Consider the following 14,807-nt stretch of genomic DNA (forward strand, 5'->3'; position numbering starts at 1 on the left):
TAAGATGAAGCCGCGCCATCGGCGCGCCACAACACCGTGCAACCAGGCGAACGCAACCAAGCACGTACATAACCACATCAGATGAGGCGGCATATGTCGGAACACACGCAGAACGAAACCCGGCCCGACGACGCTCCGCACCCGAGCCACACCGATGCCACGCCGCACCCGCACCACGCCCGCCGGCGCATGACGAAGGCGCAGAAGGCGGACCGGGCCGCGGACCGCAAGGCCAAGCGGTCCGGATACGAGCGCGGGTCGCGCAGCTATATCATGAGCCAGATTCGCGGGAAAGACACGTCCATCGAGACGCTGACCCGGTCGTATCTGTTCCGTCGCGGACTGCGCTTCCGCAAGAACGACCGGCGCTACCCGGGGCATCCGGATATCGTGTTGCCGAAATACCGCACGATGGTGTTCATCAATGGATGCTTCTGGCACATGCACGGCTGCGCGTCGAGCTCGGTGCCGAAGTCGAACGTGGAGTTCTGGACGGCGAAGCTCACGCGCAACAGGGAGCGTGACGCGAAGCAGCACGCTGAGCTCGAGGCGCAGGGGTGGCGCGTCATCGTGGTGTGGGAATGCGAGCTGAAAACCGTCGCCGCGCGCGAGAAGCGGCTGCGCCGTCTCTACGATGAGATCGTCGCGCCGCTCCCCTCGCGCGAGGATGTGCCGGGTCACGCGCCGGAAAACCCGCCGGAAAACGCACCGGAAAACCCGCCGGCCGCCCGGAACCACCCGAACTACTCGGACAGCGGCGCCGCGTAGGCCTTGCTCGCGGCGGCGAGCCCCTGCGTCATATCGACGGGGTGCCCCATGCGCGTCAGGGCGGAGCCGAGGCAGCTCAGCGCCGTAAGCACCTTCTCGAGCGTGGCGGTGTAGCCCATATGCCCGATGCGCATGAGCCTGCCGGCCTCCTGGCCGAGTCCGCCGGAGATATGCAGGCCGTATTCATCGTCGAGCATGCCGCGCAGCACGGTGTCGTCGATGCCTTCGGGAACCGTGACGGCGGTGACGGAGTTCGCCATGTTCTCGTCGCGATCCACCCACAGGTCAAGCCCCATGCCGCGGATGCCGGCGCGGCAGGCGCGCGCCGAGCGCATATGGCGGTCGATGACGTTCTGGCGCCCCTCGTCGTCAATGATGTCAAGCGCCGCCTTGAGCCCGTACAGCAGCGAGATGGACGGCGTGTACGGCACATAGTCGCGCTCGAGCCAGCCGTGCCACGGCTTGAACGAGAGATACGAGCGGTCGTAACGCCAGTCGTTCTCGTCGATGCGCTGCCATGCGCGGTCCGACAGCGCCACCAGCGACAGCCCCGGCGACGCGCCGAGGCATTTCTGCGTACCGGTCACCACCACATCGCAGCCCCAGTCGTCGAATTCGAGCGGGCTGCCGCCGACGCCGGACACAGAGTCGACGATGGTGAGCACGCCGCGACGATGACATTCCTCACAGATTTCGCGCAGCGGGTTCTCGGACGCGCTTGGCGTCTCGGAATGCACGAAGGCGAGCACCTTCGCGTCCGGGTGCGCGTCGAGCAGCTCGCGCACCTGCCCGATGGTAAACGACGTGTTGTACGGCGTCTCGACGTTCACCACGTCTCCGCCCCAGCCGCGCAGCACCTTCTGGTAGCCAGAGCCGTAGTAACCGGTGGCGAGGTTGATGCATACGTCGCCCGGCCGCACGAGGTTGTACGCGGCCATCTCCAGGCCGAGGATGGATTCGCCCTCGACCGGCAGCACGCGGTTCTTGGTGTGGAACAGCTCGCTCAGGTCGCCGCTGATCGACAGCAGCAGCTCGACGAAGTTATCGGTGCGGTGGTGCACCATCTGCTGCCCCATGGCGCGCAGCACCTGCGGGTAGACCGAGCACGGCCCGGAGGCCATCATGAGCTCGGGGATGCGTGTATGGAATGTGGATGGCATTGTCTCTCCTTTGGTTGTGCGGCGCGGTGGGCTCTGCGGCGCGGTGCGGCACAACGATTGCGCGACACGGCGGGCAAATCGTAAAGCTTGCGCCCGCAAAACCTGCGCCCTCGAAACCTACGCGCCAGGCGCCGTCAGCGCCCCGCCGCGATTTCCGCGAGCACGCGGCGCGCCGCATGCTCGTAGAAGGCCGCGCCGGTTGGAATGGACGCGTCGAGGCCGACGTACTTGGGCGAATGGATGTAGTGGCGGTCGTCGCGGCCGTTCGAGCCGATGAAGGCGAACACCACGCGCGTGCGCTTGCTGAACTCGGCGAAGTCCTCGCCCGGCATCTGCTGCACGATCGGCGCGAGGCGCGCGTATCCGCCCTCGCGCACGTCGTCGGCCACCGCGCGGCCGAGCGTGGGGTCGGACTCCATCACCACCTGCGGCTCGGGCCAGTCGATGTCGGCCGTGATGCCGTAGGCCTGCGCGATGGAGTTGACGATTGTGAAGAAGCGGTCATGCACGGTGCGTTCGTCATCGTCGGAGAACACGCGCGCGGTGCCGAGGAACTGCGCCTCGGCGGGGATCACGTTCCACACGGAGCCCGCGTGCACGCTCGTCACCGACACGACGGCCGGGTGCAACGGCGAGATGTTGCGGCTCACGATGGTCTGCAGCGTGGAGATCATCGTGGCCATCGCCTCGATCGGGCCGGTGCCGGATTCGGGGCGCGCGCCATGCGACCCCTGCGCGTGGAGCGTGACTCCAAAACGAATGGTGCACGCCATCATGGGCTTGTCTCCCACGGCGATCTCGTCGGGCGCGTAGTCGGGCATGTTATGCGCGCCGATGAAGGCGTCGAGCGGACCGGCGCCCTGGTCGAAGCCGCCTTCGTCAAGCACCGTGCGGATCACCTCCTTCGCGCCGAGGCTCGTCTCCTCCGCGGGCTGGAACAGCACATCGATCGTGCCCGCGAGCGCAGCGCGGCTGGCCGGCGCAGCGAGGCGCGAGGCGGCGGCGATGAGGTAGGTCATGTGCAGGTCGTGGCCGCATGCGTGCATGCGTCCCTCCACCTGGGAGTGCACGGGGACGTCGGCGATCTCGGTGACCGGGAGGCCGTCGATGTCGGCGCGAAGGCCGATATGCGGGCCGGGCTTGGCGCCGGTGATACGCGCAACGAGGCCGGTGCGCAGATCGGGGGTGCTGAGCACGGGAATGCCGATCTGCTCCATGAGACGCCTGAGGTATGCGGTGGTGGCCGTCTCGTGGAAGCCCAGTTCGGGCCACTGGTGCAGGTAATGGCGGATTGCGACGAGCTGCTCGGGCGTGTAGCCGGTGGCCGGGTCGTAGGCCAGGGGGATATGCGTGTCCGGGTCGAGGAGCGCGGCGGTGGGGTCGGTCGGCGCCGATGCGGACGGCGCGGGGTCGGTCAGGGCGGAGGCCTGCGCGGCGGGGGCCTGCCCTGCGCTTTCCGCGGACGATGAATCATTGGTGCTGTTATAAGCCATAGGTCGCATTCCCTTCTGCTCCGTGAGCCGATGGTCCGGGCGGGACCGGAATCTACGCCCATATTAGGCATTTCGCCCCACGATGGCGCCATCGTGTTCGCCTCCGCGAAGAACACGGCGGGAGGCGGACGCCCTTGCCCGGACGCTTTCCGAACGCGACGGGAAAATCGTGTTCCGGAAAAAGAAAAAGCGCGCGGACTTTCGACCACGCGCTCTTGGTGCCGGCGTTCCCCAACCCGGCACGTCTGACGTGCCCCTGAGGGCTTTCTGGCGTTTTCACACAGCTGAATCCGGCGCGACGCGCCTTCGTGCGAAAACGATTACACCATACGGCACCCCGCGCGCCGGCCCGCCGACCGCTTTATATCGGCTAGTTATAGCCGCCCATAACCTCCGCACGGTCCGCATTGTCCGCTCGATCCGCGCGATCCTGCGTTCACAGAGGGGCGGAACCGCCACGTCCCCAACAGTGGCCTTCACTGGCGCCTGACGTGCCAGCGAGAGGCACCGTTGCCAACCACACCATTGAAAACACTGGCCATCTGCGCCAACAGTCGGTCTCACTGGCGGGCACGGTGCCACTGAGAGGCACCGTCGACGATTCAATCGTTGAAAACACACGGCTCCTCCCCCAACAGTCGGTCTCAGTGGTTGCTCAACTGCCAGTGAGAGTCACCGTTGGAAAAGAATCGACGCATTCCCAACAATCCCCACCCCAACAGTCAGCCTCACTGGCGAGCACACTGCCAAAGAGAGGCACCGTTGAAGAAAAACCCACCCATTCCCAACGACCCCCTCGCCAACAGTCCGCCTCACTGGCGAGCACACTGCCAGCGAGAGGCACTGTTCCGGGGAGGGTCCCATGATTCCCCTCGGAAAGGCAAGCGTTCCCGGGCGAGCGTGAGGTTCCGCGCCATAATGGGGGCATGATCGATCACATCACATTGCATGTCAGCAACATCGAACGCTCCATCGCGTTCTACACGGCGGCGCTGGCGCCGCTGGGATACGTCCCGAAGGCGCATCACGAGCCGACCATCGGATTCGGCGTCGACGACGGCACGCCCCATAGCGACTTCTACGTCTCCCCACTCGAGCCCGGCCAGCGCCCGCAGCCCACGCATATCGCGTTCCTCGCGCCGAGCAAGGAGGCGGTCCGCGCCTTCCACGAGGCGGCGCTCGCGGCGGGCGGCCGTGACAACGGCGCGCCGGGCCCGCGCGCCTATCACGAGGGCTACTGGGCGGCGTTCGCACTCGATCCGGACGGCAATAACATCGAGGCCGTCGTCAACTGGTCCGGATACACGATTCCCACGGCCTGATTCACGTCACCGACCCGGGCGCGCGCCGTGGCAATCGGGGCGCATCTGCGTCACGCACCCGATCCCACGCCGCTCAGCGCCGCCTCACCCCAGGCTGCGCATAATCACGATCGCCAGCACAACAACCACCACGATCGCCGCGATCACGGCCGCGTTGATGAGCTTCTTGCGCCGCTCGCGATGCCGCCGCGCCTCGAGCTCCAGCGTCGGCACGGCCGCGCGGGCGAAATCCACGCGGGTGCGCGCCGCCTCGAGGTCGTGCGTGTCGGCCTTGGCATCGGCCAGGTCGCGCTCGGCCTGCCGGATGGTGGAGATGTCGGCGCTGACGCGCTGCACGTTGTCCTGGAAATTCGCCATGCGCTCCTCGTGGTTCCTGCGGGCGGACTCGAGGTTCTGCGCGGCGGTGACGATATTGGAAGCGAAAAGCCGCGCGTTCTGCTCGTCCTTCTCGTTGAACTGGATGAGAAGGATGTCATTGCCACTCGTCACCTCGATGAAGCGCTGCTCGGCGGCATCGTCGGACCCGCAGGCGCGCGCCGCAAGCTTGGCGGAATACGTCCCGGCAATCGTATTCGGATACGACAGGCTGTCGCGCATGGCGTCATGCGCGCCAAGGATGCGCGTGGCCGTGGCGTTCGGAATAAACGAGAACAGCAGCCGCCCGTAGGCGATTGCGTCGATGTAGAGCGTGGCGCGGGCGAATTTGCCGATGGGCGCCTCGTATTTCGCCTTCTCGTCGTCGGCAAGCTTCTGCGCGGCGGACACGGCGGCGGCGTGGTCCTTCTTCGCGCGGTTGAGCGCGGATTCCGCGCGCTTGATGCCGTTCTGGTACTCGGAGTTGATGCGCTTGTACTCCTTGACGGCATCGTCGTAGGCCACCATGTACTGCGAAGGCCCGGAGGGTTCGCTCTGCCGCGGAGTCACCGGCGAGACGTCCGCGCCGTCCTTCCAACGTTCGCGGTTCGACGATTCACGATTCGCGACGGATCGCCGGGACGGTTCCGCGACCGGCGCTCCGGCCGCCTCGCCGTTGCTCACAGCGGTGAATCCGTTGGCCGCGCCCCAGTTGCGGCGCGGATTGCTGGATGCCGCCCCATGCGACGCATTCGCATCCGACGCGGCATCCTCGGCCCAGGCCGTCCTGTCCCCGCGACCCGCGGAGGGATCCGTGGTCCTGCTCATTTCTCCTCCATTCAACGTCTATTCGGATTGTACCGTGACGGCACGCTCAGGCGCATGACCTTCCCGCGAGGCGAACCTGGCCCGCGTATATCATCGTCACGATAGAGTGGGAGCATGAACATGCCGGCGCGCCCGGCGCGGCATGCCGTATCGCTGCCCCAAGGAACGGAAGGATAACGATGTCCGAAGCACTGCAGGCCGGCCTGGCCGGTTTCGAAAGCTCTTTCCCCTCGTCGACGCTCGAACGCGCCCGCGACTACTGGCGCCGCGGCCTCGTCGAACCGGCGAAGGACGATGCCGGTGACGGCGATACGCGCCGCATCATCGTGCATCGCGCCGACCTCGCGTACACGGTCGAGGTGACGGCGGGGTCCGACGGCCCGAGCGCCACCTGCACCTGCGCCGATGACACGACGCATGGCCTGGCCACGTCGGAATCGTCGGATGCCGCCAGCGCCGCCCCGTGCCGCCACATCGCCGCGGCCTACTACCTGCTGCGCGACGGCGAACCGCCGGAGCACACGGCGCCCGAAGCCGTCCAGGCGGCGCGCGACCTCGCCACCACACGCATGGCCGACATCCCCCACGAGATGTACGACGGACTGCTCGACGCCATCGTGGCCAAGCATGACACGAGCTCGCTCGAGGGCACGGGCCCCGAATCGTTCACCCTCATCTGGACCACCGCCTGGGCCGACACCGCCGCCGACGAGGCACCGAGCACCACCACGCCGCTGTTCTCGAAAACCAAGGTGGAGCGCATGCTCAAGGACGCCCTGACAGACTTCACCACGCCCGGCCCCGACCAGACAAGCGAGCAGAAGGCCGAACAGATGCGCTCCGTCCCGCTCGACAACGACTGTCCCCTGTTCACCACGGTCGGCTCCGTAGTGGACAACGCACTGCATTCCAGTGACTGGCTCAACGCCACGCGCAACCTGTGCACGGCCGTGCGCTTCCTGTGCGAGGTCAGCGAGATCTTCAACGATACGAAGGGCGCCGCGCGCTCCCATGTGCACGCGCTGATGCTGCCGATCTCACGCTATATGACGTGGATGAGCGAGGAGGCCGCGCCGGACGTGAGCGGGCGCGCGCTCGACATGCTCACCACGCTGGGCTGCAACAAGCTCGTCATGCACATCATGTCGGGCGGCATCCCGATCTTCAGCTGCGCCCTGCCGTTCGCCCGCTGGGATGACACGAATATGTGGGCGTACGACATGCTCGAGAAGGCGGACGCGGCGCTGGGCACCGACACCAGCGAGGAGGCGTGCCAGGAGCGCGGCTTCGACATCGGGTGGTCGCGCGAAAGGCTGGCGATCGTGCGCCACGATGTCGCCGCCCTGTCGCACGATTCCGCGGCGCTCGAAACGCTGCGCTCCACGAACCCGACCGACGTGAATCTGCAGACGATCGACCTGGCCAGCGCCGTGCTCACCGGCGACGTGGACGCGGCGCGCGAAGTGCTCAGCGCCATCAACAAGGAGAACCAGCCCAGCGTGGAGCTGACGCGCAAGGCGAACCAGTCGCTGCTGATGTCGCTGAACATCGCGCAGAACAGCGAGCTCGGCATGAGCGGATGGCTGGGCATGACCGAGGCCGTCATCCAGATGGGGCACGATACCGAGGCGCTCAAGCAGCTGTATACGAATAACATCGCGAACGCCACGGTGAAGCTCGGCATCCGGTACGTGCCGCGCATGCATCAGCTTGTCGGCAACGACGCGTGGCCGGCCACGCTGGCGGAGCTCAAGCGCGTGTGCGGCCGCCAGCTCGTGCAGCGCCACGCCATGCTCGACAACGTCAACCAGCAGCTCGCCCAGCAGAAGAAGAAGCCGGTGCCGCCGGTGGCTCTGCGCAACCCGGCCTACGAGCTGCTCATCATCGAGTCGCGCGATTCCGACGAGGCCCTGGCCTACGTGCGCATGACCGGCGCCGTATCCAAGGAGCTGCTCGACATCATCGGCCTGCGTCATCCCGACGATGCGGTCGATATCTCGAACAAGCTGCAGGAGGCGCAGAAGGCCCGCGGCGAGAAGCCGACGAACCTCATCGATTCGAAGGAGTACGACCTCATCGCCGAATCCGACGCCGCCCAGGACGCCGTCGACGCCATCATCCACCCCAACAAGCACTAGCGCCCGGTAGCGCTAGCGCCCGGTAGCGCAGATGCAACCAAGCGCCCCGCCACCTTCTTCTTCTCCTCCTCTGTAACAATGTGATGGCTTGCGGACAATAATGAGCCCGAAAGGACCGATTCCGCCTCGAAAATGTCCGTAAACCATCACATTGTTTTGTGGGAGCCTGTGACTGCCTGGAATCAGTTCCGGAAGCCGGGGTTGGGGACGGAGCCGGGGTTGGGAGCAGTGGGATAGGCGGAACCGTAGGCGGAGGCGGGCCGCTGGGCCGCGTTCCACGGAATCTGCGCCGCGTCTGTGGAATCGTCAGGACGCGGATCGTCGGGGCGCGGGGCGTGGGAATCGTAGACGTACTGCGGATGCCACTCGCCGGACGCGGGTTCGGGCCTCCACGTCTGCTCGGGCGCGCCGCTCCACGATGGTGCCTCCGTCCGGCCGACGACGCCATGCGCACCGACCGTGCCAGCGCCAGCGTGCCCCGCCGCGCCGGCGCCAGCGACGACAGCCCCGCCGCCGAATCCGCGGCCGTCCGCCTCGCCATTCATATCCACCACCCGCGCATACAGCTCGTCATCGTCGCGCAGCGCCGCGGCCTGGGCGCTGAGGAACGCGCGCACATGCCACTCGTCCTCGATCGGCGCGAGGCCTTTGAGCGGCGCGCCAGCCTCGCCCGGGTACACGCCGCCGCCCGTGCCGATCACCGGCCGCAGCCCGGCACCCGCGCCGAGAAGCCGCCCGAGCCCGTCCACAAGGAAAATCCACACGGCCGGCAGCACGCAGTCCCAGACCGCGGGCACGAGCACGGCGCGCAGGCCGCCCGTGGCACCGCTTCCCAGAATCGACGACAGGTCCACCGCCAGGATGCCCGAGGGCATCATGAACGCGAACTGCACGATGGCCGCCATCAGCAGCATCACCAGCGGGGCCTGCCATACGGTGGACATGCGCGCGGAGTCGCGGTCCACGCGGTAGCGCCCCGCCGCACGCAGCACGAGGTACACGGTGAGCAGCACGAACGCACCGAACACAGCCCAGGCGAACCACGAATACTTGAGCCACGAGAACGATCCCAGGCCCGCGCCGGCGCGCAGCTCGGCAAGCGCGTCGTGGCCTTGGGCCGACGGCAGCGACGAACCCTGCGTCAGTGAAGAAGACACCCCGTACGGAGCCGACTCCGAGAACTGCAGCGTGACGCGCCCGAAACAGCACACGAGCATAAGGTACAGCATGACGGACGGCAGCAGCGGCACGACGCCCGACCATGCGCCGAGGGGCTCTGCTGCAATCCAAGCGGCGGGCACGTCGCCTGGATTGCTGACGATGCCCGAGCTTTCGGCCCCGATCGACATCGTCATGAGCAGCGAGTACGGGATGCTCGCCACGCCGAACAGCAGCAGCGAGAACACGATGCCCTCGCCCAGCGTGCGCAGGTAGCCGCCCTGGCGGTGCAGCCAGCGCCACGACGCGGCGAAGACGCCGCGAGCCCCGGGCACACGGTTGCCCAGGAGCATGCCGAGCGCGGCGCCAAGCGCGGCCGTGAGGAAGGCAAGCAGGCAGCTGCGCGGCGTCAGCGCCGTGTATGTGGAGGTGATGATGGACATATAGTCCTCGTTATGCCGCCCGGTGCCCGCGATGATGGCGAAGGCGGCGAGCGTCACGAGGCCGCATCCGAGCCCGCAGGCGGGGACGGTCCAGCGCTGGCGCCGCCCATGGCCGGAGCGCGCGAACAGGTAGGCGCCGAAGGCCGCGGCGATGACCATGGACAGGCCGACGATTCCCATGGAACCAACGATCTCGCCCTTGCCACTGCCGCCGTAACCGAAGAACCCGACCTCGAGGCCGAGATCCCACGACCCGCCCATGCCCATGGCCATGACGATGCCCACAAGCGTCCAGACGCTGGGCGTGACGGTGCTGGCGATCTCATTGCGCTGGCTTTGCGAAAACATGCCGTCCGATGACGACGGGGCGTCCGACAGGCCGGGCACCTGCGCCATGACGTAGCGGGCGAAGCTGGACACGCTGAGCGCGTCGAAAATCATCGTCAGAAGGGTGAAGGCGAGCGCCGCGGCGATGGCAAAGGCGGCGCCCATGAGGGCGGCCGAGACGACCGTGCGGGCCGCTCGCGCGCCGACGCTGCGAAAACGCGGCTGGTGCAGGGGCTGCACGGCCTGCGGTGGCAGGGGCTGCGGTGGCAGGGGTTGCGCCGCCTGCGGCGGCATGGCATACGATGACGCCGCCGCCTGACGCGGAGGCGTGCCCGATGGCATGGCGAGGCGCATGGTGGGCTGCGCGGCAGGCCGTGACGCAGCCGCTCCCCCGGCGGGCTGCGGCGCTCCGCATGCCGGGCACAGCGGGGCTGTGTCCGGCACCATCGCATAGCATCGTTCACACTGGTGCATGTCTCCCCCTTATTGCCTGTTTCTCCGTTGTTTTGTCTCAGTTGCCTTGTCTCTGTTGCCTTCTATCGTAGCGGCCCTGCGAAGCGTGGCCGCCTCTACGACAGCAGGCGCAGCACGTCGCCGCGCGTGAGGGCGCCGACGCCCGGCACCGCGTCGTTCGGCATCATGGGGCCGAACGCGGGATCGGCCATCGAGGCGTCGGGGTTCGTGAAGGTGCGCGCGAGACGTCCCTTGCGCTCCTGCATCTCGTGCACCCGTTCCTCCACGGTGTCGGCGGCGATGACCTGATACACGTCCACGTCGCGCGTCTGCCCGATGCGGTGGGCGCGGCCCGTCGCCTGGTCCTGCGCGGCGGAGTTCCACCACGGGTCGGCATGCACCACCACGGAGGCGCCCACGAGGTTCAGGCCCGTGTTGCCCGCCTTGAGCGAGACGAGCATGACGGCCGCACCCTTCCCGGCGTTGAACGCGTCGGCCAGCTCCACACGCTTCTTCTTGGGCGTGGAGCCGACGAGCGACTCGTGCGCGATATCGGCCGCATCCAGCGCATGGCCGATGATGTCGAGGAACGACGTGAACTGCGAGAACACGAGCACACGCCGCCCCGAGTCGACGCTCGATCCCACGATGTCGACGATGGCGTCGAGCTTGGCCGACGACGCCGGGGCGTTGTCATACACGAGGCGCGGATCGCAGCAGATCTCGCGCAGGCGCGTCAGCTCGGCGAGCACGGGGATGCCGGCGCTGGACTCGTCATCGTCGGACTGGCCGTCGAGCATATCGCGCAGCCGGCGTTCCTGCGCCGCGTACAGCGTGCGCTGCTTGCCCTCGAGATGCACGCTGACCGTGGTCTCCAGGCGCTCGGGCAAGTCCTTGAGCACCTGGGACTTGAGGCGGCGCTTGATGAACACGCGCGCGATCGCCTGCAGGCGCGCGGCCTCGGGGCAATCGTTCATGCCGTCCTCCATGGCCCTCGCGATCGGCAGCTCGTAGCGCGCGCGGAACGACGAGTAGCTGCGCAGCAGGCCGGGCATGAGGAAGTCGAAGATGCTCCACAGCTCGCTCAAGCGGTTCTCGATAGGCGTGCCGGTCAGCGCGAAGCGGTGCGAGGAGTCGATGCGCTTGACCGCATGGGCCACCTTCGTGCCGGGATTCTTGATGTACTGCGCCTCGTCGAGCACCATGACGTTGACGTGCACGCCCTCGTATTCCTCGATATCGCGGCGCAGCAGGTCATACGATGTGATGACGATGTCCGGCGTGTTGCCGTCGGAGGCGGCGTCGGCAGCGGAAACGTCGTCGGAGGAAGCGCTGTCGGCAGCGCCGGCGGAAGCGGCAGCAGAATCGTCGGAAACATCGTCGGAAACATCGTGGTGCGCGGCGCCCGCGGCCTGCAACTCGTCGATAACCCTACGCCTCTGCGTTTTCGTACCCGCCGCCGTCTCAACCCTCAACCCGGGCACGAACTTGCGGCATTCGGCCTCCCAGTTGTACACAAGCGAGGCCGGGCACACGATCAGCGCCGGCCCGTCCCCGCGCCGCGCGAGGATCATCGCGAGCGTCTGGATGGTTTTGCCCAGGCCCATCTCGTCGGCAAGGATGCCGCCGAAGCCTTTGTCATACAGAGTCTGCAGCCACTGGAAGCCCTCGACCTGATACGGCCTCATCGTGCCGTTGAGTCCCTCGGGCACCGCGTACGATTCGGGGTCGATCACATCCATGTCATGCACGTAGGCGCGGAAGGACTCGTCTCCCTCCACCTCGTCGCCGTAGGCCGCAAGCACGAAGGCCTGCGAGGCGGGCAGGTCCACGGCTCCCGAAGACAGACGCGACGCGGACAGGCCGATGTCGTCGGAGATCTCGTCCAGATGCCCGAGCGCCTCCTCGGTCTGCTGAGAGGCGAGGTCGATGATGTCGCCGCTGCGCAGGCGGTGGAAGCGCCGCTTCTTGCGGTAGCTCGCCAGCACGCCGGCCACCTCGTCGCTGGGAATCTCATCGGCCAGAGGCGTCACCTCGAGCAGGTTCGAGCGCATCGTGACGCCCAGGCGGATGGCGCCGGACGGACGCGGCACGATGCCGTCGAAGGCGGGCGTCGCGTACACGGTGCCGTATTCGTGCAGGGCCTTGAGGCCGTAGCGCATGAGGAGCATGATCTGCTCGTCGTCCCGGTCCTCGATGAATCCAATGCCCTGGCCGTTCCTGTCCGGGAAAAGGCGGTCGACGAAGTCCACGGCGTCCTTCTCGGCCGGGCGGTCGCGGCCCAGGTCGCGACCGGGGTCGTCGAACTCGCGGTCCGCGTGCATCGTGCCCTGGTCGGGCAGCAGCTGCACGGTGCCGTTCGGGTACCCGGCCACAAGCTCGCAGGTGATGCCTTCATCGGTGCGGTCGAGGTAGAAGGAGACGTCCGGGTCCTGCGGGCGCAGCGTGGCGTCCGGGTCCTCGAGGCGCGGAACCGTGATATGCATGCCGGCGGATTCGAGACGCGGCAGGACGACCGAGACGAAAGCCGGCCAGTCGGCGGATTCCACGTAGGCGCGTTCGGTGCCGCACATCATCTCGATGACGTCATGCTGCGCGGCGAATTCAGGCGAGCAGCGGAAGAACGCAAGCTGCCCATCGGTCTGCGGCGAGGCGAGGAGCACGTAGGAACTGCGGGCGCCGTGCACGAAGGAGCGGACGATGGCCCCTCCCCCGATCGACACGCCGAGCGGATGGTCCGCCTCGACGTCGACGATGCGCTCGCGGGTCTGCGGCACGAACACCGCGGTGTTGCGCGAATCGATGACGGAAACCGTGAAGAACAGCGCCGGATCGCCCTCGAAGATCGGTATGTCCGTCACGCCGCCGTAATCGTCGGGCAGGCGTACGGCGATCTCGTGGCCAGGAAGGGGCGCGTCGGCGCGCGCGGCGGCTGGCGCGGAAGGCGCGGTTGCGGTGGCGTCCATAGCGGCGCTTTCATCGGCGCGCGCGGCGGCCGCATCGTGCTGGCGTTCGATCGCCGCCATATTGCTCGCCTCGTTGTCGCGCGCGAGGTCGAACGGGGTCTTTCCTCCCGCGAAAACGGGCATATACGCCCAGTCGGCGGGCACGTGGTCGGTCGGCAGCGGCGCAAACATGTCGAGCAGCTCGCACAACTCGCTGTCGCTCAGCTGGGCCTGCTTCTCGAATCCGAGAAGGTAGTTGTCCGCGTTGTACATGCCCGTCATGATGATGCGGGTACGCGTATCGCGCAGACGCGTCAGGTAGTCGAGGAAGGCGCGCGCCGGCGCGTCGAACAGTTCCCGGTCGTGTACGAAGGCCAGGCGCTTTCCATAGGTGGCGAAACGGCTGTCGCGCACGGCCACGATGAAACGATTGAGGCTTGGCACGACGTAGTTGGCGTCGCCACAGGCCAAGCGCGCCGACAGCTCCCAGCCGCCCGGCGTCTGCTGGACCTGCGGTATCAGGCGCACCGATCCGGGAGTGGGGACGACAGGCTCCGCGCCGCGGCGCTTGGGCTTTTTCGTCGCCACAACGGCCGGTTCCTCATCGGCGTCGTTGATGTCCTTCGTGGATTCGCGGATCGCATCGATCTCGCGCACGGCCTCTTCGCGGGCCTTGCGGCGGGCTCCCGTGCGGCGTGACTCCTCGCCGATAAGCATGGAGCGCACGTCGGTGGATGTACGGCGCGCAGGAGTCGTCTTGGGAGCGGGTGCCGCCGAGCCGCCATCGTCGACCTGAAAAGCGCGGGGCCTCAGCATGAACCAGTAGCTCAATGCGGCGATATGCTTGCAGACCACCGGATGCAGGTCCTGCCCCGCCTGGTCGTCCGTCGAGGACATCATGTGCCGCGCCTTCGATCCGAAGGCGGAGGTGCCGGAGAAATCATCATCGGAATCGTCGAAATCCCCGTCCCAGCCGGCGGTGCTGCGGGATGCCGCGCGCTTGAGGCGGGCAGCCTCTTCGGCGAGGAAGTCCCTGCACTCGCAGTGGGTGTCGATAACCGTGCACACGCCGCCGAGAACGGAGGCCGTGAGGCCGACGAGGCATGTGTCGGCACTGCCGGTATCCTTCGGGTCCTCGGCGGGCACGAAGCCACTCAGATGGATGAGCGTGGCGTGGGTGCGGCTGTCCCGCGACACGCCGATCGCCAGGGAATGCCCCTTGCCGCTGCCGTTCCACGCGATGACACGGCCGCGCTCCGCCACCTTCTGGTGGGCGATGCTCCTCACGGCGTCGACGATTGCGAACGCGACACCGCCGTCGATGCGCGATGCCTCGCGATTGTACAGTCGCGTGAAATCTCCCATTCACAACTCCTTGATGTCGTCTGTTTCGGTTCGTCCGTGCCTGTGACGCCGGT

General features: G+C 67.2%; 8 protein-coding genes. 3 read left to right on the forward strand and 5 right to left on the reverse strand.

Features of this window, described 5'->3' with window-relative positions; translation table 11 throughout:
* Positions 1–189: 189 nt before the first annotated feature.
* On the forward strand, positions 190–768 hold the full coding sequence (locus PSRA_RS04890) for a very short patch repair endonuclease (RefSeq protein ID WP_094660886.1): 579 nt from the start codon (positions 190–192) through the stop codon (positions 766–768).
* Here the strand turns inward: PSRA_RS04890 and PSRA_RS04895 are convergent.
* Both PSRA_RS04895 and PSRA_RS04900 read right to left on the reverse strand, forming a co-directional pair.
* Positions 744–1,928 (reverse strand): pyridoxal-phosphate-dependent aminotransferase family protein, encoded by a 1,185-nt coding sequence (locus PSRA_RS04895; protein ID WP_094660787.1) that lies wholly within the window; start codon positions 1,926–1,928, stop codon positions 744–746. The genes PSRA_RS04890 and PSRA_RS04895 overlap by 25 nt on opposite strands.
* 134 nt (positions 1,929–2,062) lie before the next feature.
* Positions 2,063–3,421 carry a M20 metallopeptidase family protein gene (locus tag PSRA_RS04900; protein WP_094660788.1) on the reverse strand — a complete coding sequence of 453 codons (1,359 nt, stop codon included), beginning with the start codon at positions 3,419–3,421 and terminating at the stop codon, positions 2,063–2,065.
* A gap of 926 nt (positions 3,422–4,347) precedes the next feature.
* Between PSRA_RS04900 and PSRA_RS04905 the strand changes: the two genes are divergently transcribed.
* Positions 4,348–4,743 (forward strand): VOC family protein, encoded by a 396-nt coding sequence (locus tag PSRA_RS04905; protein ID WP_094660789.1) that lies wholly within the window; start codon positions 4,348–4,350, stop codon positions 4,741–4,743.
* An 84-nt stretch (positions 4,744–4,827) separates the two neighbouring features.
* Here the strand turns inward: PSRA_RS04905 and PSRA_RS04910 are convergent, their stop codons facing one another.
* Positions 4,828–5,925 carry a hypothetical protein gene (locus PSRA_RS04910; protein WP_094660790.1) on the reverse strand — a complete coding sequence of 366 codons (1,098 nt, stop codon included), beginning with the start codon at positions 5,923–5,925 and terminating at the stop codon, positions 4,828–4,830.
* A 179-nt stretch (positions 5,926–6,104) separates the two neighbouring features.
* On the opposite strand from PSRA_RS04910, the gene PSRA_RS04915 reads away from it, so the two are divergent.
* Positions 6,105–8,063 carry a hypothetical protein gene (locus tag PSRA_RS04915; protein WP_094660791.1) on the forward strand — a complete coding sequence of 653 codons (1,959 nt, stop codon included), beginning with the start codon at positions 6,105–6,107 and terminating at the stop codon, positions 8,061–8,063.
* Between the two features lie 182 nt (positions 8,064–8,245).
* Here PSRA_RS04915 and PSRA_RS04920 read toward each other — a convergent pair whose 3' ends face one another.
* Positions 8,246–10,465, reverse strand: coding sequence for a hypothetical protein (locus PSRA_RS04920; RefSeq protein WP_143516333.1), 2,220 nt, complete (start codon positions 10,463–10,465; stop codon positions 8,246–8,248).
* Positions 10,466–10,560: 95 nt separating this feature from the next.
* Positions 10,561–14,754 (reverse strand): DEAD/DEAH box helicase, encoded by a 4,194-nt coding sequence (locus PSRA_RS09360; protein WP_158216323.1) that lies wholly within the window; start codon positions 14,752–14,754, stop codon positions 10,561–10,563.
* Between the last annotated feature and the right edge of the window lie 53 nt (positions 14,755–14,807).

Source organism: Pseudoscardovia radai (assembly GCF_002259605.1).
Lineage (GTDB): Bacteria > Actinomycetota > Actinomycetes > Actinomycetales > Bifidobacteriaceae > Pseudoscardovia > Pseudoscardovia radai.